This is a genomic window from Streptomyces paromomycinus (genome assembly GCF_003865155.1).
Taxonomy (GTDB): domain Bacteria; phylum Actinomycetota; class Actinomycetes; order Streptomycetales; family Streptomycetaceae; genus Streptomyces; species Streptomyces chrestomyceticus.
This window is the reverse complement of record NZ_BHZD01000001.1, coordinates 7962730-7979165: the sequence shown is the minus strand read 5'-3', so window position 1 is coordinate 7979165 and position 16436 is coordinate 7962730. Positions and strand designations below refer to the sequence as shown.

Annotated in this window: 17 protein-coding genes and 1 tRNA gene; 6 read left to right on the top strand and 12 right to left on the bottom strand. The window is 71.3% G+C overall.

The genetic code is table 11. The features are described 5' to 3' along the window. Positions 1-104 precede the first annotated feature (104 nt). A complete protein-coding gene (locus OEIGOIKO_RS34460) occupies positions 105-476 on the bottom strand; it encodes a DUF488 domain-containing protein (RefSeq protein ID WP_125057318.1) in 372 nt (123 codons plus the stop codon). 161 nt (positions 477-637) lie between these two features. On the opposite strand from OEIGOIKO_RS34460, the gene OEIGOIKO_RS34455 reads away from it, so the two are divergent. Continuing rightward, positions 638-711, top strand: a tRNA-Pro gene (locus OEIGOIKO_RS34455). 197 nt (positions 712-908) lie between these two features. On the opposite strand, the gene OEIGOIKO_RS34450 is transcribed toward OEIGOIKO_RS34455, so the two are convergent. Continuing rightward, positions 909-2144, bottom strand: a complete 1236-nt coding sequence (locus OEIGOIKO_RS34450; RefSeq protein ID WP_125057317.1) for a helix-turn-helix domain-containing protein — start codon at positions 2142-2144, stop codon at positions 909-911. Between the two features lie 133 nt (positions 2145-2277). On the opposite strand from OEIGOIKO_RS34450, the gene OEIGOIKO_RS34445 reads away from it, so the two are divergent. Together OEIGOIKO_RS34445 and OEIGOIKO_RS34440 are read left to right on the top strand one after the other, a co-directional pair. Then, entirely contained in the window at positions 2278-2664 is a 387-nt protein-coding gene (locus OEIGOIKO_RS34445) for an ATP-binding protein (RefSeq protein WP_125057316.1), read from the top strand. Beyond that, positions 2661-2858: a hypothetical protein gene (locus tag OEIGOIKO_RS34440; RefSeq protein WP_125057315.1), complete on the top strand. Its 198-nt coding sequence runs from the start codon at positions 2661-2663 to the stop codon at positions 2856-2858. Before OEIGOIKO_RS34445 ends, OEIGOIKO_RS34440 begins: the two co-directional genes overlap by 4 nt. A 28-nt stretch (positions 2859-2886) precedes the next feature. On the opposite strand, the gene OEIGOIKO_RS34435 is transcribed toward OEIGOIKO_RS34440, so the two are convergent. The 6 genes from OEIGOIKO_RS34435 to argC form a co-directional block, all read right to left on the bottom strand. Continuing rightward, a complete protein-coding gene (locus OEIGOIKO_RS34435) occupies positions 2887-4056 on the bottom strand; it encodes a metal-dependent hydrolase family protein (RefSeq protein WP_125057314.1) in 1170 nt (389 codons plus the stop codon). A 126-nt stretch (positions 4057-4182) separates the two neighbouring features. After that, the gene (locus tag OEIGOIKO_RS34430; RefSeq protein WP_030017304.1) at positions 4183-4725 is read right to left on the bottom strand and encodes an arginine repressor; all 543 of its coding nucleotides are present in this window, start codon (positions 4723-4725) and stop codon (positions 4183-4185) included. Positions 4726-4733: 8 nt separating this feature from the next. Next, positions 4734-5975, bottom strand: coding sequence for an acetylornithine transaminase (locus tag OEIGOIKO_RS34425; RefSeq protein ID WP_125057313.1), 1242 nt, complete (start codon positions 5973-5975; stop codon positions 4734-4736). After that, complete coding sequence (gene argB / locus OEIGOIKO_RS34420) at positions 5972-6979, bottom strand: acetylglutamate kinase (protein ID WP_125057312.1); 1008 nt, start codon at positions 6977-6979, stop codon at positions 5972-5974. Before argB ends, OEIGOIKO_RS34425 begins: the two co-directional genes overlap by 4 nt. Beyond that, positions 6976-8130: a bifunctional glutamate N-acetyltransferase/amino-acid acetyltransferase ArgJ gene (gene argJ, locus OEIGOIKO_RS34415; RefSeq protein ID WP_125057311.1), complete on the bottom strand. Its 1155-nt coding sequence runs from the start codon at positions 8128-8130 to the stop codon at positions 6976-6978. Before argJ ends, argB begins: the two co-directional genes overlap by 4 nt. After that, on the bottom strand, positions 8127-9155 hold the full coding sequence (gene argC / locus OEIGOIKO_RS34410) for an N-acetyl-gamma-glutamyl-phosphate reductase (RefSeq protein WP_125057310.1): 1029 nt from the start codon (positions 9153-9155) through the stop codon (positions 8127-8129). The genes argJ and argC overlap by 4 nt, the downstream gene beginning before the upstream one ends. Positions 9156-9350: 195 nt before the next feature. Here argC and OEIGOIKO_RS34405 point away from each other — a divergent pair, with 195 nt between their 5' ends. Beyond that, the gene (locus OEIGOIKO_RS34405; protein ID WP_125057309.1) at positions 9351-9854 is read left to right on the top strand and encodes a hypothetical protein; all 504 of its coding nucleotides are present in this window, start codon (positions 9351-9353) and stop codon (positions 9852-9854) included. Between the two features lie 45 nt (positions 9855-9899). Here OEIGOIKO_RS34405 and OEIGOIKO_RS34400 read toward each other — a convergent pair whose 3' ends face one another. Further along, the gene (locus tag OEIGOIKO_RS34400; protein ID WP_246177723.1) at positions 9900-10502 is read right to left on the bottom strand and encodes an HD domain-containing protein; all 603 of its coding nucleotides are present in this window, start codon (positions 10500-10502) and stop codon (positions 9900-9902) included. A gap of 245 nt (positions 10503-10747) precedes the next feature. Beyond that, positions 10748-11152 carry a DUF5997 family protein gene (locus tag OEIGOIKO_RS34395; RefSeq protein WP_125057308.1) on the bottom strand — a complete coding sequence of 135 codons (405 nt, stop codon included), beginning with the start codon at positions 11150-11152 and terminating at the stop codon, positions 10748-10750. Positions 11153-11210: 58 nt separating this feature from the next. On the opposite strand from OEIGOIKO_RS34395, the gene OEIGOIKO_RS34390 reads away from it, so the two are divergent. Further along, on the top strand, positions 11211-12005 hold the full coding sequence (locus tag OEIGOIKO_RS34390) for a LysR family transcriptional regulator substrate-binding protein (RefSeq protein ID WP_125057307.1): 795 nt from the start codon (positions 11211-11213) through the stop codon (positions 12003-12005). A 60-nt stretch (positions 12006-12065) separates the two neighbouring features. On the opposite strand, the gene OEIGOIKO_RS34385 is transcribed toward OEIGOIKO_RS34390, so the two are convergent. After that, positions 12066-12698: a TetR/AcrR family transcriptional regulator gene (locus OEIGOIKO_RS34385; RefSeq protein ID WP_246177722.1), complete on the bottom strand. Its 633-nt coding sequence runs from the start codon at positions 12696-12698 to the stop codon at positions 12066-12068. Positions 12699-12824: 126 nt separating this feature from the next. On the opposite strand from OEIGOIKO_RS34385, the gene OEIGOIKO_RS34380 reads away from it, so the two are divergent. Beyond that, entirely contained in the window at positions 12825-13937 is a 1113-nt protein-coding gene (locus OEIGOIKO_RS34380) for an FAD-dependent oxidoreductase (RefSeq protein WP_125057306.1), read from the top strand. 147 nt (positions 13938-14084) lie between these two features. On the opposite strand, the gene OEIGOIKO_RS34375 is transcribed toward OEIGOIKO_RS34380, so the two are convergent. Then, on the bottom strand, positions 14085-16307 hold the full coding sequence (locus OEIGOIKO_RS34375; RefSeq protein ID WP_125057305.1) for an NADP-dependent isocitrate dehydrogenase: 2223 nt from the start codon (positions 16305-16307) through the stop codon (positions 14085-14087). Positions 16308-16436 lie beyond the last annotated feature (129 nt).

The following is a 16436-nucleotide window of genomic DNA, read 5'->3' as shown; positions in this document are numbered from 1 at the left end:
ACTCCACCGCATGATTCGTCAACGCGCTTCACACGAATGGCGCAGCCGCGGCCCCAGGACAGCGAATCACCCCAGGTCAACGCACGTTGAGCACCCTCCCCCCACTACTCCCCCAGCACCTCCGCCAACACCGTCACATGGCTCAGCTCCACGCTCTTGGTCGCAGTGAGCAGCGTCAGCGGCCCATCCTCCGCACACCCCCGCAGCCGCTCCAGCGCCTCCACGGCCGGCGAAACGGCCAGCTCCGCCCGATACCGCTCGGCAAACTCCTCGTACCGCTCGGCCCGGTGCCCGTACCAGGTACGCAGCTCCTTCGACGGCGCCACGTCCTTGCACCACTCGTCCAGCCGCGCGGCATCCTTCGCCACCCCGCGCGGCCACAGCCGGTCCACGAGCACCCGCACCCCGTCCTCGGCCTCGGGCGCCTCGTACACCCGACGCTGCCGAACCTCTCCCCGCCCTGACCGCTCACCCATGACGCCATGCAAGCACGCCCCCATCCGGCCTGCACGGCGCCAATACATCCCTTTTCAGACGTTCTGCACCCCCACGAGGCCCCCGCTTTGGAATCAGGGGCCCGGACAGGGTATTTTTCTTGTGCACGCCGCGACCGGGAAAACCCGGCCGAAGCGAGCACCGGGACGTGGCGCAGCTTGGTAGCGCACTTGACTGGGGGTCAAGGGGTCGCAGGTTCAAATCCTGTCGTCCCGACTCGTGAGAGTCGCAGGTCAGAGGCTGTATCGGAGAGATCCGATGCGGCCTCTTGGCCATTTCTCGGGCCGTTTCGGCGGCAGGCCCGTGACCATCACTGTGTACAAGTGGGACGTGCGGTCCTTTCCGGGTTCGGGCTCAGGTGGCGCCACGCCACCACTCACGCATCGGGCAGGTCCGTTCTGAGCGGTTAGCGGTCAGTCGTACTGCCCCAGCGCATCCGCGAGCAGACGCCCCTCCTTCGCCCCGCGGCGCATCAGGGCGGCGGCCGTGACGTGCAGCTCGTTCCAGGAGTGCGGGCGGCCGATCGTGGCTGCGTCGGGAACGAGCGGGACGGCCACGGTCAGGGCTTCGGCGGCCTCCCGGGCCCCGGCGTACGCGTGGGCCAGGCAGCACCCGTACCAGGTGCGGTCACGTCGGTATGGGGCCTCCAGCTTTGCCAGCCCGGTGCGTAGATGCCCGATGGCGTCGGGCCAGTCCCGCAAATGCATGGCGATCATGCCACGCTGGAGCGTGAACCACGTCTCGCCGTAGAAGTACATCCACGCGGGCTCGTCCTCCGGGTGCTCGGACGCCCGGGTGATCAGTCCCTGCGCCTCGTCGATCAGACGGTGGGCATGGTCTCCCGCGCCGTTGAGGGAGTGTCCGCGCGCGGCCATCTGCGCCGCCATCCCCCGCACGCCGGGAGACGCGTCCGGGGCCGACCAGCGCGCCGCCTCGGCCAGCCGTACGGCGCGGTCGCCCTGGCCTCCGGACCAGGCCATGTGAGCCTTCATGCTCAGCGTCGTGGCGGCCATGTCCGCGTCGCCGGCCTCCAGGGCCCAGTCGTGACTGCGGTCGTACCAGGCGAGCGCCGCGGCGGTCTGCCCCTGGTCCTGTGCCATCCACGCGAGGAACTGGGCGTGTTCGGCGGCGAGCCGGACCACCCGCCCCGCGAGCGGGCCCCGGGCACTCCCGAACAGGTCCACGACAGCACGGAGTTGCTGCCGCATCAGGCCCACCAGCGGCCGGGAGCCGATCAGGTCCTCGGCGGAACGGTGCTCGGCCAGCAGCCTGTCCAGCCGGTCCAGGGTGGCGGCGTCCGCCTTGTGCGTCGCCTCGGTCGCACCGGTGATGCGCGCGAGCAGATCGGCGTCGGGCCCGGGGCCGGGCAGCACAAGCCCCGCGACCGGTGCGCGGTACGGCTCAGCCACATGTACCGGCGCTCCCAGCCCGCCGACGATGCGCTGCCGCACCTCACCGGACGTCACCCTGCGACGCCCACGCTCGATATCGGAGACGTCCGGCTGCGCCAGCCCGACGCGTTCACCGACCTTCGTCTGTGAAAGTCCCGAGAGTCTGCGGTAGGTGCGCAGGACGGCGCCCCAGTCCTCGGCGGCGAGCGCGGAAAGCAGTTCCGGATGGGACCAGATGCTGAGGCCGGGTGCCGTCATACGGCGAATATAGGACGGCCTATAGGGCTGCGGGATGGGCCTGGCAGGCGCTCGTCCCGATGATCGGTCCGTAAGAACCCGGCGGCTGCGCGGACGGCTGCGGGACGTGACCGACCCGAAAGGGCGAATCGGCATGGCACGAGTTGCCGGAACCTTGCCCCGCGCCTCCGAGAGCGCGGCCACCGCCAGACGTCTGGTGCACGACGCCCTTTTCGCCTGGGGGCTGGAGGATTTGGCCGATGACGGCGCCCTGGTCGTGTCCGAGCTGGTGTCCAACGCCGTCCAGCACGCGCGGAGCCGTTGCATCCGAATCTCGGTCACCCGGCCGGGAGCGGCCCGCGTGCGTATCAGCGTCGTGGACAAGTCGACGAAGCTGCCGGAACTCCGGGAGCCGGGCGGCGGGGACGAGGACGGGCGTGGTCTCGCCCTCGTGGCCGGCCTGGCGGCGGCCTGGGGCGCCGATCCGTTGCCGTGGGGCAAGCGGGTGTGGGCGGAGTTGCACGGGAAGGAACGAGGATGAGCGACGAGCGGAGCCCATGGGTGGGCGACCTCATCCATGACGAGGCCCCCTGCCGGCGCGGGATCGTCACGGACGTGCGCGGCGGGACCGTGTGGGTGCTTCGGCCGGAGTGGGGGCAGGGGCAGTGGGCCTCCCGCCACCCCGGCCGCCTGACGTTGATCAGGCCGCGCGAGGACGTGCGGGATCAGTTGTAGGGGCATGCCTCCCCTCGCCGGACGCCCCTCACCTCACCCGCTGCCCACCCCGAATTACTGCCACCACATCCAGCACCGCCGCCACATCCGCCACCGGATCCCCACCCACCGCCACCAGATCCGCGTCGTACCCCGCCGCGATGCGTCCCTTCCGGCCGCCCAGCCCGCATACCAGCGCCGCCGTCGAGGTCGCGGCTCGGAGGGCCTCTACCGGGGAGAAGCCGAAGTCGGCCATGGCGGTGATGCCGTACGGGTAGCTGCCGTGGGCCTTCACCGGGAAGATGCCGGAGTCGCTGCCGAGGGACAGGGGAACTCCGGCTGCGCGGAGGGTGGCGAGGCCCGTGACGAGGGACGGGATGCGGCGGGCGATGTGGGGTGGTGGCGGAGGGCCGCCGGGGAGGGCGCCGAGGGTGAGGGAGGCGGTGGTGCCGCGGCGGGCCATTTCCTCGATCACTTGGCGGTCGAAGTCGACGCCGGCCTCGGTGAGGAAGAAGCAGTGTTCGATGGTGTCGAAGCCGGTGGCGACCGCTTCGCGGATGCCGGTGGTGGCGTGGGCGTGGGCGGTGACGGGCAGGTTGTGGCGGTGGGCCTCGTCGACGACGGCGCGCAGTTCGTCGCGGCCGTACTGGACGCTGTACGGGTCGGAGCCGGGGGTGAGGTCGCCGCCGGTCACCATGACTTTGACGAGGTCGGCGCCGCGTTCGGCCCGTTCGCGTACGGCCGCGCGGACGCCGTCCACGCCCTCCGCCGCACCGCCGAGGAACCAGCAGTGACCGCGGGTGGTGGTGAGGGGCGGGCCGGCGGCGATCACGTGCGGGCCGGCCGCCGGGTCCTGTGCGGTTTCCGTGCGGAGGCGGAGGGTGAGGTAGGCGCGGTCGCCGAGGTCTCGTACGGTCGTGACCCCGGCGGCCAGGGAGGCTCGCGCGGCGGCTCGGATGCGGTCGAGGAGGGTGGTGTCGTCGGCGGTGGTGAGCCGGCCGATGACGTCGTCGCTCGCGTCGAACGCCAGGTGGGTGTGGGTGTCGATGAAGCCGGGGAGGAGGGTGGCGGCGCCCAGGTCCAGGATGTCGGTGCCGATGAGCGGCAGCCCGCCGGGGCGGACGGCGGCGATCCGGCCGTTCTCGATCAGTACGGTGGGCCGTTCGGTCAGTCCTGGGCCCACTCCGTCGAACAGTGCTCGTGCGCGTACTGCCAGCATCGGGCCTCCCGTACCGCGTACCCGGCCCGGCCGGCTGAGCCGGGCTGCTCGGCCGCCCGGCCGCGGTGGCCTGGGCGAGGACCCAGTACAGCGGCCGGGCGGGTGGGCGGGTGAGGAACCCGCGGTTCAGCGTGCCTTTTGCGCCAGGTGCAGCAGGTGGTCGGCGAGGGCCTGGCCGCCGGCCGGGTCGCGGCTGATGAGCATCAGGGTGTCGTCGCCGGCGATGGTGCCGAGGATGTCGTGCAGTTCGGCCTGGTCGATGGCGGAGGCCAGGAACTGGGCGGCGCCGGGCGGGGTGCGCAGGACCACGAGGTTGGCGGACGCCTCGGCGGAGATCAGGAGTTCCCCGGAGAGCCGGCGCATCCGCTCCTCCTTGGCGGACTCCCCCAGCGGCGCCCGCGGCTTGCGGTCGCCGCCCTCGCTCGGTACCGCGTAGATCAGCTCGCCGCCGGTGTTGCGGATCTTCACCGCGCCCAGTTCGTCCAGGTCACGGGAGAGGGTGGCCTGGGTGACGGAGAGGCCGTCGTCGGCGAGCAGCTTGGCGAGCTGGCTCTGGGAGCGGACGGCCTGCCGGTTGAGGATGTCCACGATCCGGCGGTGGCGGGCGGTGCGGGTCTGCGGTACGGCAGGTCCCCCGTGCAGCGTCTCGTTGTCCTGCGCCTCGGTCATCGTTGTCGTCAGTCTCCGGATCGTTGTTCCCCGTGTGCCCCTGCGAGGGCCGCGTCGAGGACGGCGGGGAGCTTCCGGAGGAACGTATCCGCTTCGTCGTCCGAGACGATCAGCGGCGGGGCGAGCCGGACGACGTCCGGCGCGACCGCGTTCACCAGGAGGCCCGCGTCCTGAGCCGCCCGCTGCACCTGCGGTGCGAGGGGCTCGGACAAGACGATACCCAGGAGGAGTCCCACGCCGCGGACCTGGCCGACGAGCGGGTGCGCCGACGCCTCGATCCCGCCACGCAGCCGCTCGCCGACCCGCTTGACGTGGTCGAGGAGCCCGTCGGCCTCGATGGTGTCGAGGACGGCGAGCGCGCCGGCGCACACGACCGGGTTGCCGCTGAAGGTCGAGCCGTGCGAGCCGGGGGTGAGCAGGCCGGCGGCCGGGCCGAAGGCGAGGGTGGCGCCGATGGGCAGGCCGCCGCCGAGGCCCTTGGCGAGGGTGATCACGTCGGCCTCGACGCCCTGGGCCTGCGAGGCCAGCCAGTGGCCCGTACGGCCGATGCCGGTCTGGATCTCGTCCAGGACGAGCAGGGTGCCGGTGGCGGCGGTGATCTCGCGGGCGGCGGCGAGGTAGCCGGGGGGCGGGACGACGACGCCGTTCTCGCCCTGGACCGGTTCGATGATCACGAGGGCGGTGTCCGTGGTGACGGCGGCGCGCAGGGCTTCCGCGTCCCCGTACGGGACGAAGTCGACGTCGCCGGGGAGCGGCCGGAAGGGGGCCTGCTTGGCGGGCTGGCCGGTGAGCGCGAGGGCGCCCATGGTGCGGCCGTGGAAGCCGCCGGTCGTGGAGACCATGTGCGGCCGCCCGGTCAGCCGGCCGATCTTGAAGGCGGCCTCGTTGGCCTCGGCGCCGGAGTTGGAGAAGTAGACCCGGCCGGGGCGGCCGGCGATCCGCAGCAGCCGTTCGGCCAGCGCGACGGTGGGTTCGGCGACGAAGAAGTTGGAGACGTGCCCGAGCGTGGCGATCTGCTCGGAGACGGCGCGCACGACGGCGGGGTGCGCGTGGCCGAGGGCGTTGACGGCGATGCCGCCGAGGAAGTCGAGGTAGTCGTTGCCGTCGGCGTCCTGGACCCGGACGCCTTCGCCGCGTACGAGGGGGACGCGCGGGGTGCCGAAGTTGTCCATCATGGCGCCCTGCCAGCGCTCGGTGAGCGTGGTGTTGGACGCTGTAGTGGGCGTCGTATCCGTGGCCACGTCGCTCATGCCGCTCCCGCCTTCTCGCTCGCGCTGCTGCCCTCGGTGTCCGCGATACCCGCGGCACCCGCCGTCCCGTTCATCACGTCCGTCATGCCCGGCCCGCGCTTCACTTCCGGCCCGTCCGGCACGACCATCGTGCCGATCCCCTCGTCGGTGAAGATCTCCAGCAGGATCGAGTGCTGCACCCGGCCGTCGATGACGCGCGCGGTGTGCACCCCGTTGCGTACGGCGTGCAGGCAGCCCCGCATCTTCGGCACCATGCCGCTGGCCAGGTCGGGCAGCAGCTTCTCCAGCTCGGTGGCGGTGAGCCGGGAGATCACCTCGTCGCTGTGCGGCCAGTCCTCGTACAGGCCCTCCACGTCGGTGAGGACCATCAGCGTCTCGGCGCCGAGGGCCGCGGCCAGGGCCGCCGCCGCGGTGTCCGCGTTGACGTTGAAGACGCCGGTCCCGTCGCCCGCGTCGGCGCTGCGCGCGACGGAGGAGATGACCGGGATGCGGCCGTCGTCCAGCAGGGCCCGTACGGCGCCGGTGTCGATCGCGGTGACCTCGCCGACCCGTCCGATGTCCACCCGCTCGCCGTCCACCTGGGCGTAGTGCCGCGTGGCGGTCATCAGGTGGGCGTCCTCGCCGGTCATGCCGACGGCGAGCGGGCCGTGCTGGTTGAGCAGTCCGACCAGTTCGCGCTGCACCTGTCCGGCGAGCACCATGCGTACGACGTCCATGGCCTCGGGCGTGGTGACCCGCAGGCCCGCCTTGAACTCCGACTCCAGGCCCAGCCGGTCCAGCTGGGCGCTGATCTGCGGGCCGCCGCCGTGCACGACGACCGGCCGCAGTCCGGCGTGCCGCAGGAAGACGACGTCCTGGGCGAAGGCGGCCTTCAGCTCCTCGTCGACCATGGCGTTGCCGCCGAACTTGATGACGACGGTCTTGCCGTGGTGGCGGGTCAGCCAGGGCAGCGCCTCGATGAGGGTGCGGGCCTTGGGCAGCGCGGTGTGCTTACGGGTGCTCATGAGGAGTACGCGCTGTTCTCGTGGACGTAGTCGGCGGTGAGGTCGTTCGCCCAGATCACCGCGGACTCGGTACCCGCGCTGAGGTCGGCGGTGATCCGTACCTCCCGGTAGCGCATGTCGACCAGGTCCCGGTCCTCGCCCACCGAGCCGTTCTTGCAGACCCAGACGTCGTTGATGGCGACGTTCAGCCGGTCCGGGTCGAAGACGGCGGAGGTGGTGCCGATGGCGGACAGCACCCGCCCCCAGTTCGGGTCCTCACCATGAATGGCGCACTTCAGCAGGTTGTTCCGGGCGATGGACCGGCCCACCTCGACGGCGTCGTCCTCGCTCGCCGCGCCGACGACCTCGATCCGGATGTCCTTGCTCGCGCCCTCCGCGTCCCCGATGAGCTGCCGCGCGAGGTCGTCGCAGACCGTGCGGACCGCGTCGGCGAACGCGTCGTACTCCGGGACCTCCCCGGACGCGCCCGAGGCCAGCAGCAGCACCGTGTCGTTCGTGGACATGCAGCCGTCGGAGTCGACCCGGTCGAAGGTGGTCCGCGTCGCGTCGCGCAGCGCCCGGTCCAGGACCGGGGGCTCCAGGTCCGCGTCGGTGGTCAGCACGACGAGCATGGTGGCCAGCCCCGGCGCGAGCATCCCCGCGCCCTTGGCCATGCCGCCGACGGTCCACCCGTCCCGGCTCACCACCGCGGTCTTGTGCACGCTGTCCGTGGTCTTGATCGCGATCGCGGCCTTCTCCCCGCCGTGCACGCTCAGCTCGACGGCGGCCTTCTCGATGCCCGGCAGCAGCTTGTCCATCGGCAGCCGTACGCCGATCAGTCCGGTCGAGGCGATGGCGACCTCGCCCGCGCTGTGCCCCTTGAGCACCCCGGCGGCCTTCTCCGCGGTGGCGTGGGTGTCCTGGAAGCCCTCGGGGCCGGTGCAGGCGTTGGCCCCGCCGGAGTTCAGCACCACGGCCGAAACCTGGCCGCCTTTGAGCACCTGCTCGGACCAGAGGACCGGGGCGGCCTTGACGCGGTTGGCGGTGAAGACGCCGGCGGCGGCCAGTCGCGGACCGTTGTTCACCACCAGGGCGAGGTCCGGGTTCCCGTTCTCCTTGATCCCGGCGGCGATGCCCGCCGCCGAGAAACCCTTGGCTGCCGTGACGCTCACGGTGCGACTCCGATCGTAGAGAGCCCGGTGGCCTCGTCGAGGCCCAGGGCGATGTTCATGCTCTGCACCGCGCCGCCGGCGGTGCCTTTCGTCAGGTTGTCGATGGCGCTGACCACGACGATCCGGCCGGCCGCCGTGTCGAGCGCGACCTGCACCAGTGCAATGTTCGATCCGTACACGGCCGCGGTCGACGGCCACTGCCCCTCCGGGAGCAGCCGTACGAACGGCTCGTCGCCCAGCGCCTTCTCGTACGCGGCCCGTACATCGGCTGCGTCCACGCCGGGCCGGGCCTTGGCGGAGCAGGTGGCGAGGATGCCGCGGGACATGGGCGCGAGGGTCGGCGTGAAGGAGACGGTGACCGGCTCCCCCGCCACGGCGCCGAGATTCTGCGCCATCTCCGGTGTGTGCCGGTGCACGCCGCCCACGCCGTACGGGCTCATCGAGCCCATCACCTCGCTGCCCAGCAGGTGCGGCTTGGGCGCCTTGCCCGCGCCGGAGGCACCCGAGGCGGCGACCACGACGGCCTCCGGCTCGGCGAGCCCCGCCGCGTACGCCGGGAAGAGGGCCAGCGAGACGGCCGTCGGATAACAGCCAGGGACCGCGATACGCCGCGCCCCGCGCAGTGCCTCCCGCGCCCCCGGCAGCTCGGGCAGCCCGTACGGCCAGGTCCCGGCGTGCGGCGAACCGTAGAACTGCTCCCAGGCCGCCGCATCCGCCAGCCGGAAGTCCGCTCCGCAGTCCACCACCAGCGCCTCGGGCCCCAGCGCCTCGGCCACCGCGGCCGACTGCCCGTGCGGCAACGCGAGAAAGATGACGTCGTGCCCGGCCAGCGCCTCGGCCGTGGTGGCCACCAGCTCCCGCCCGGCCAACGGCACCAGGTGCGGCTGCACCACTCCGAGGCGCTGCCCGGCGTTGCCGTGCGCGGTCACCGCGCCGATCTCGACCTCCGGATGCCCCAGAAGCAGCCGCAGAACCTCTCCCCCGGCATAGCCACTCGCTCCGGCCACTGCTGCTCGTACTGGCATGGATCCTCCTCCTTGGGGGCATGACTATACGGATAGCGGCAGTTTTATGCAATGACGAGGTGCGCGCCCGGAGCTTGGGCGAGTGACTGAGCGCTTCGGTTGGCATGGGTGCGCGTCGACTCAGCCAGGCGTACGGTGTGGGCCACCCTTCGGAGCTTGGGCGGCGGCCGGTTGCCGCTGACGTACCGTGGACCGATGGGGAACGTGTTCCGGTGCGGTGGGCAGAGTCTCCACCTGTCCAATGGCGGCACCGAGGTGTTCATCGACGTACTGATGTTGGCAGTGTCTGATCTTGCTGCTGACGAGTGGGACTACCGGTTCGCCGCCCTCCTGACGCTGCAGGACCAGAACGTGATGGGGCGCGGGGCCGTCGGCTTCGACCTGCGGGACATCGCATGGGGTGCGTCCACGGCGGAACGCGACCGGTCGAAGGACTTCGTACTGCGCGCCACCGAACTGGCACTGGGCCGCCACCGGTGGAGCGAGTTGGGCTACGACCCACCTTTCGCCCGTGACTACCTGCTTCAGTTCACCTCCATGGTCACGTCCTTGGTGCCGACCGACGGTACTCAGCTCGGCGGCGGAGACTTTCCGCCTCCGGAGGAACGTGCGGTGGCCTCGTGCGCACGTCATCGGGTTCTCAGCGCACTGCCGCACTGGGAGGGCTGCTTCCTCTGCAACCGCCCGAGACCATCCTGAGCGCTTCGGTTGGCGAGAGCCGCCGGCCGAAGCGCTCAGGCACCGTCAGGCACGCTCCAGCGGGTTGGCCATGGTGCGGTCCGGCCAAGTGCCGGCCACCAATTGCGCTGCCGCGCACCGCGGCTTCCGTTCCGCCTGGTCGCGGAAGAGGCGGACGAAGGACTCGGCGAAGCCCAGGCGGGGGTATGCCTTGACGAGCGCTTCGACGAAGGCGGGGTCGAAGGCGTCCAGCCCTGCCCCGGAGACGTCCGCGCTCGTTCCCACCTGCAGCAGGCGGCTCTCCAGGTCCTCCTCCGGCTCCACGTCGTCCCGCATGTGCAGCACGATGAGTTCGGCCGCCCGCGCGCGCCGTTCACGCGGCCAGTCCAGGCCGGCCGCGAAGACCCACGCCAGATGACCGCCGGCCTCCTCGAAGGGGACCGCGTGGCTGTCGAACGGCGGGGTGAGCCCCAGGTCGTGCAGCAGCGCCGAGACGAACAGCAGCTCACGGTCGAAATCGAGACCACGGGCCTGCGCCCACGCCGCACCGAAGAAGTACGAGCGCACCGAGTGGTGGTACAGCGCGTCGTCCGCGTATTGCGTACACACCGACTGCGCCAGCTCCGCGGCCCGCCCATCGGGGGCCCGTACACCTGCGACGTCGATCAACACCGTTCCACCCCTGACAAGAGAAGATCGTCGTTCGGGCGCTCAGAATACGGTGACGCGGGCACGGCGATCGGCGGGTAGCGATGTGAGACGGGCCTGAGCTCGACCGGGTCGGCGGGGTCCATGGCCCGGCGGGGCAGGTGAGGGGAGCGCGGGCTCAGTCCCTCGCCCGCGCTCCTCCTCCACCGGCTCGCCGTTCCGCGCCGGCTTCCCGCTACGTGTTCCGCGTTGTTCTCCTGGTCCTGCTACTGGTCCTGCTGCTCGCGCTTGGCCTGTTCCGTCTTGTGCTTCTCCTTGATCCGCACGTTTTCCTTGCGGACCTCGGCCTGGGTGGCACGCTCCTTCTGCAGCCACTCGGGGGACTCCGCCTTCAGCGCGTCGATCTGCTCGGTGGTGAGCGCCTCGGTGACTCCGCCGCGGGCGAGGCCCGAGATGGAGACGCCCAGCTTCGCCGCCACGACGGGCCGCGGGTGCGGGCCGTTGAGCCGCAGTTCCCGGAGCCACTCGGGCGGGTCGGTCTGCAGCGCGTTCAGCTCGGCGCGCGAGACGACACCCTCCTGGAATGCGGCGGGGGTGGCTTCGAGGTACACACCCAGCTTCTTCGCCGCGGTCGCGGGCTTCATCGTCTGGGTGTTCTGGTGCGACGTCATGCTGTCAAGGGTATCGATCGTGTGCGCTACCGCTGACCACGACCGGTAACCTGGCGGAGTGACAGGCTCGGAAGAAACCCTCTCGTTCCGGCTCGCGTACGTCCCGGGGGTGACGCCCACGAAGTGGGTGCGGATCTGGAACGAGCGGCTGCCCGGCATTCCGCTGGAACTCGTCGCGACGCCTCCCGCCGAGGCGTACGACGTCCTGCGGGACGGCGGCGCCGACGCGGGTTTCGTACGGCTGCCGGCCGACCGGACGTTCTTCAGCGCGATCCCCCTCTATACGGAGACGACGGTGGTCGTGGTCCCGAAGGACCACCTCTTCACGGCGGCCGACGAGGTCTCCACGGAGGATCTGGCCGACGAGGTCGTGCTGCATCCCCTCGACGACACCCTCGGCTGGGAGCGCCCGCCGGGGCAGCCCGCGTTCGAGCGGCCCGCGACGACTGCCGACGCCATCGAGCTGGTCGCAGCGGGCATCGGCCTGCTGGTCGTCCCGCAGTCGCTGGCCCGGCTGTACCACCGCAAGGATCTGAAGTACCGGACACTGACGGACGCCCCGCAGTCCCAGGTCGCGCTGGCCTGGCCGGAGGAGCGGACCACCGATCAGGTCGAGGACTTCATCGGCATCGTCCGCGGCCGGACCGTCAACAGCACGCGCGGCCGTACCCAGCCCGAGGCCAAGGCTCAGCCGCAGACCAAGAACGCGGGTAAGTCCGGCGCCCGCCAGAAGCCCGCGGCCACCGGCAAGAGCGGCAAGGCGGCCGGTAAGGGCCCCAAGGGCCCGCGTAGCCGCTCGGGTGCCGGTGCCGCGAAGGGGGCCCGGCGCGGCAAGCCCCGCCGCCGGTCCTGATCATCGCCGGCGTCGGCCCCGGCCACCTCCACTGCCCGGCGCCTGCCTGAGGCGCGCCCGTCAGCTCCCCGGACGGACCGCCGCCCATCCCCGCTCCAGCAGGTCGAAGACTTCTTCGGTGGCCTGGCGGGGTGCGGGCCGCCCGCCGGTGAGGGTGCGGGAGGCGAGGGCGAAGTGGGCCAGGGCGGCGCAGGTGACGTCGTCCTCGGGGGCGCCGGCTTCCTGGGCGATGGCGCGCGCCAGGGCTGCTTCGTGGCGCATCCACATGCGGTGGGCGTAGTCGCGTAGTGCCGGGGTGTCGTCCACCAGGCGGGCGAACGCGGTGACGTCGAGAGAGGCCGCGTGTTCCTGGGTGAGCAGGACGTAGGCGCGGAGCGCCTGAAGGATCGACTGTCCGGGTGCCCGGTCGCGTACGGCGGCGACGAGGGACGCCTCGATGTCCTCCTCCAGGTCGAAGACGAGCGCTTCCTTGCTGGCGAAGTGCTTGAACAAGGTCGTCACCGAGACGTCGGCGGCCTCCGCGATCTCTTTGACGCCGACCTGCTCGTAGCCGCGTTCGAGGAAGAGCCGCAGTGCGGCGTCGGCCAGGGCCTGGCGGGTCCGGGCCTTCTTGCGTTCGCGGCGGCCGACCGGCGCGCCGGTACCTGCCGCGGTGGGGGCGGGCGGCTCGATGCGGGGGGCGGGTTCGGTCACGGGTGCAGCCTACTCCACGGCTTAGCGGGTCCAAAAGTTTAGTGATTGCGCTTTTTTAGTGGGTGTGCTTTTTTGGTGAGGCGCCGGCAGTCGGTCCGGCGTTCCGTTCACCCTCGGAGGGGAACCATGAACCTCACCCGTGAGGCCCGTGTCGCCGTCGTCGGCGCGGGCCCCGGTGGCCTGGTGTGTGCCCGCGTACTGCAGCTCCACGGCCGTTCCGTCACCGTCTTCGAGCGCGAGGCGGCCTTCGACGCCCGCCCGCAGGGCGGCTCGCTCGATCTGCACCCCGAGACGGGCCAGGCGGCGCTGCGCGCGGCGGGTGTGCTCGACCGGTTCCACGCCCTGTCCCGCCCCGAGGGCCAGGAGTGGCGGAAGGTGGATCACGTCACCGCGGCCGCCCTGGAACAGGAGTGGCCCCCCGGGGACGAGGGCGCGGGCGTCGAGGACCGGCCGGAGATCGACCGGGGGCACCTGCGGGGGTTGCTGCTGGACTCGCTCGCGCCGGGCACGGTCCGCTGGGGAAGCGCGGTCAGCGGCGCCGTACCGCTCGCTGACGGCACCTGCCGGCTGGAGTTCACGGACGGCACCTCCGAGGTCTTCGACCTGGTCGTCGGCGCCGACGGCGCGTGGTCGCGGGTCCGCCCGGCCGTCTCGGACGCCCTTCCCGCCTATACGGGTGTCGCCTTCGTCGAGACCGGCTTCGACGACAGCGACGTACGCCATCCCGCCCTGGCGCGGCTGGTCGGGCCGGGCACGCTGGTGGCGGAGTCCGGTTCGACGGTCCTGTTCGCCCAGCGGAACAGCAACGGTCACATCCGTACGTACGTGGCTTTCCGGGCTCCGCAGGACTGGCGCACGGCCGCCGGGCTGGACGTGGACGACACGGCGGCGATGCGTGCGCACCTGGGTGCGCGGCTCGACGGATGGGCCGAGGTCCTGCGGTACGCCATGCTGAACGGTGACCACGGCTTCGCCGACCGGCCGCTGTTCGCGCTGCCCGTACCGCACATCTGGGAGCACGTCCCGGGCGTCACGCTGCTGGGGGACGCCGCGCACCTGATGCCGCCCCTCGGCGTGGGCGTCAACCACGCGCTGCTCGACGGCGCCGAGCTGGCGCAGGCGCTGGTCGGTGCGGAGCGGGTGGACGACGCGGTACGTGCGTACGAAGAGGTGATGCTGCCCCGGTCGGCCGACTTGGCGAAGAGGTGCGCGGAGGGGCTGGGGCACTTGGTGCCGTGAGGGAACTCCGGCTCGCCCGAGTGGGCCGTACGGAAACGGGTCCGCCCCGGCCGGACAGCACTGCTGTCGGCCGGGGCAGACCCGTCGTACAGGTGCGGGGCGGCCGGCGGGCGGGAGCACCCGCCCGCCGGCCACCCCGGCGCCGTATCAGCTGCCGAGGGTGGCGAGCGCCTGGTTGAACGTCTGCGACGGGCGCATGACGGCCGCGGCCTTGGCCACCGAAGGCTGGTAGTAGCCGCCGATGTCGGCCGGCGAGCCCTGGACCGCGATCAGCTCGTCGACGATGGTCTGCTCCTGCTCGGCCAGCGTCGCCGCAAGGGCCGCGAAGGACTCCGCGAGCTGCGCGTCCTCGGTCTGCTCGGCCAGCTCCCGGGCCCAGTACAGGGCCAGGTAGAAGTGGCTGCCGCGGTTGTCGATGCCGCCGAGCTTGCGGCTGGGCGACTTGTTCTCGGAGAGGAACGAGCCGGTCGCGCGGTCGAGGGTGTCGGCGAGCACCTGGGCGCGCGCGTTGCCCGTCTTCTGCGCGAGGTGCTCGAAGCTCACCGCGAGCGCGAGGAACTCGCCCAGGCTGTCCCAGCGCAGGTAGTTCTCCTTGACCAGCTGCTGGACGTGCTTGGGCGCGGAGCCGCCGGCGCCGGTCTCGAACAGGCCGCCGCCGTTGATGAGCGGCACCACCGAGAGCATCTTGGCGCTGGTGCCCAGCTCCAGGATCGGGAACAGGTCGGTGAGGTAGTCACGCAGCACGTTGCCGGTGACGGAGATGGTGTTCTCGCCGCGGCGGATGCGCTCGACCGAGAACTTCGTCGCCTCGACCGGGGACATGATCTCGATACGCAGGCCCTCGGTGTCGTGCTCCGGGAGGTACTGCTCGACCTTGGCGATCAGGTTCGCGTCGTGCGCGCGGCCCTCGTCCAGCCAGAACACGGCCGGGTCGCCGGTCGCGCGGGCGCGGGTGACGGCCAGCTTGACCCAGTCGCGGATCGGCACGTCCTTGGTCTGGCACATACGGAAGATGTCGCCGGCGGCGACCGTCTGCTCCAGGACCGCGTTGCCGTCCTTGTCGAGGACCCGCACCGTACCGGTGGCAGCGATCTCGAAGGTCTTGTCGTGGCTGCCGTACTCCTCGGCCTTCTGCGCCATCAGGCCGACGTTCGGCACCGAGCCCATGGTCGACGGGTCGTACGCGCCGTTGGCCTTGCAGTCCTCGATGACGGCCTGGTAGACGCCGGCGTAGCTGCTGTCCGGGATGACGGCGAGGGCGTCCTGCTCCTGGTCGTCCTTGTTCCACATGTGGCCGGAGGTACGGATCATGGCCGGCATGGAGGCGTCGACGATGACGTCGCTGGGGACGTGCAGGTTGGTGATGCCCCGGTGGGAGTCGACCATGGCCAGGTCCGGGCCCTCGGCCAGCTCCGCGTCGAAGGACGCCTTGATCTCCTCGCCCTGGGGCAGCGACTCCAGGCCCTTCCAGATGCCGCCCAGACCGTCGTTCGGGGTCAGACCGGCCTTGGCGAGCACGTCACCGTACTGGGCGAAGGTCTTCGGGAAGAAGGCGCGCACCACGTGACCGAAGATGATCGGGTCGGAGACCTTCATCATCGTGGCCTTGAGGTGCACCGAGAACAGCACGCCCTCGGCCTTGGCGCGGGCGACCTGCTCCTTGAGGAACTCGCGCAGCACGGCGACGCGCATGACGGAGGCGTCCACGACCTCGCCCGCGAGCACCGGTACCGACTCGCGCAGCACGGTGGTCGAGCCGTCGTCACCGGCCAGCTCGATGCGCAGGGTGCTGTCCTCGGCGATGACCACGGACTTCTCGGTGGAGCGGAAGTCGTCGCCGCTCATGTGCGCGACCTCGGTCTTCGAGTCGGCCGACCAGGCGCCCATCCGGTGCGGGTTGGCCTTGGCGTAGTTCTTCACCGAGGCGGGGGCGCGGCGGTCGGAGTTGCCCTCGCGCAGCACCGGGTTGACGGCGCTGCCCTTGACCTTGTCGTAGCGGGCGCGGATGTCGCGCTCCTCGTCGGTCTTCGGGTCGTCCGGGTAGTCCGGCAGGGCGTAACCCTGCTCCTGCAGCTCGGCGACGGCCGCCTTGAGCTGCGGGATCGAGGCCGAGATGTTCGGCAGCTTGATGATGTTGGCCTCGGGCGTCTTCGCCAGCTCACCGAGCTCGGCGAGTGCGTCGTCGATGCGCTGTTCCTCCTGGAGCCACTCCGGGAACCCGGCGATGATCCGGCCCGCCAGGGAGATGTCACGGCTCTCCACCGCGACCCCGGCCGTCGAGGCGTAGGCCTCGATCACCGGCAGGAACGAATACGTCGCCAGGGCCGGGGCCTCGTCAGTGTGTGTGTAGATGATGGTCGAGTCAGTCACCGGGTGCTCCGCTCCACGTCTGCAACATTGCTCGACATCAAGATATCTCGTGATCGGGTCCTTACCGGAAGGGCCCTGGCCGGTCAGGGTTCCGGGCGGGGTCATGCAGCAGGTTCCCGTCGGCTCTGC

Coding starts and splice junctions, on each gene's coding strand:
- OEIGOIKO_RS34460 (WP_125057318.1), bottom strand. CDS start 476: ATGGGTGAGCGGTCAGGGCGGGGAGAGGTTCGGCAGCGTCGGGTGTAC.
- OEIGOIKO_RS34450 (WP_125057317.1), bottom strand. CDS start 2,144: ATGACGGCACCCGGCCTCAGCATCTGGTCCCATCCGGAACTGCTTTCC.
- OEIGOIKO_RS34445 (WP_125057316.1), top strand. CDS start 2,278: ATGGCACGAGTTGCCGGAACCTTGCCCCGCGCCTCCGAGAGCGCGGCC.
- OEIGOIKO_RS34440 (WP_125057315.1), top strand. CDS start 2,661: ATGAGCGACGAGCGGAGCCCATGGGTGGGCGACCTCATCCATGACGAG.
- OEIGOIKO_RS34435 (WP_125057314.1), bottom strand. CDS start 4,056: ATGCTGGCAGTACGCGCACGAGCACTGTTCGACGGAGTGGGCCCAGGA.
- OEIGOIKO_RS34430 (WP_030017304.1), bottom strand. CDS start 4,725: ATGACCGAGGCGCAGGACAACGAGACGCTGCACGGGGGACCTGCCGTA.
- OEIGOIKO_RS34425 (WP_125057313.1), bottom strand. CDS start 5,975: ATGAGCGACGTGGCCACGGATACGACGCCCACTACAGCGTCCAACACC.
- argB (WP_125057312.1), bottom strand. CDS start 6,979: ATGAGCACCCGTAAGCACACCGCGCTGCCCAAGGCCCGCACCCTCATC.
- argC (WP_125057310.1), bottom strand. CDS start 9,155: ATGCCAGTACGAGCAGCAGTGGCCGGAGCGAGTGGCTATGCCGGGGGA.
- OEIGOIKO_RS34405 (WP_125057309.1), top strand. CDS start 9,351: ATGGGGAACGTGTTCCGGTGCGGTGGGCAGAGTCTCCACCTGTCCAAT.
- OEIGOIKO_RS34395 (WP_125057308.1), bottom strand. CDS start 11,152: ATGACGTCGCACCAGAACACCCAGACGATGAAGCCCGCGACCGCGGCG.
- OEIGOIKO_RS34380 (WP_125057306.1), top strand. CDS start 12,825: ATGAACCTCACCCGTGAGGCCCGTGTCGCCGTCGTCGGCGCGGGCCCC.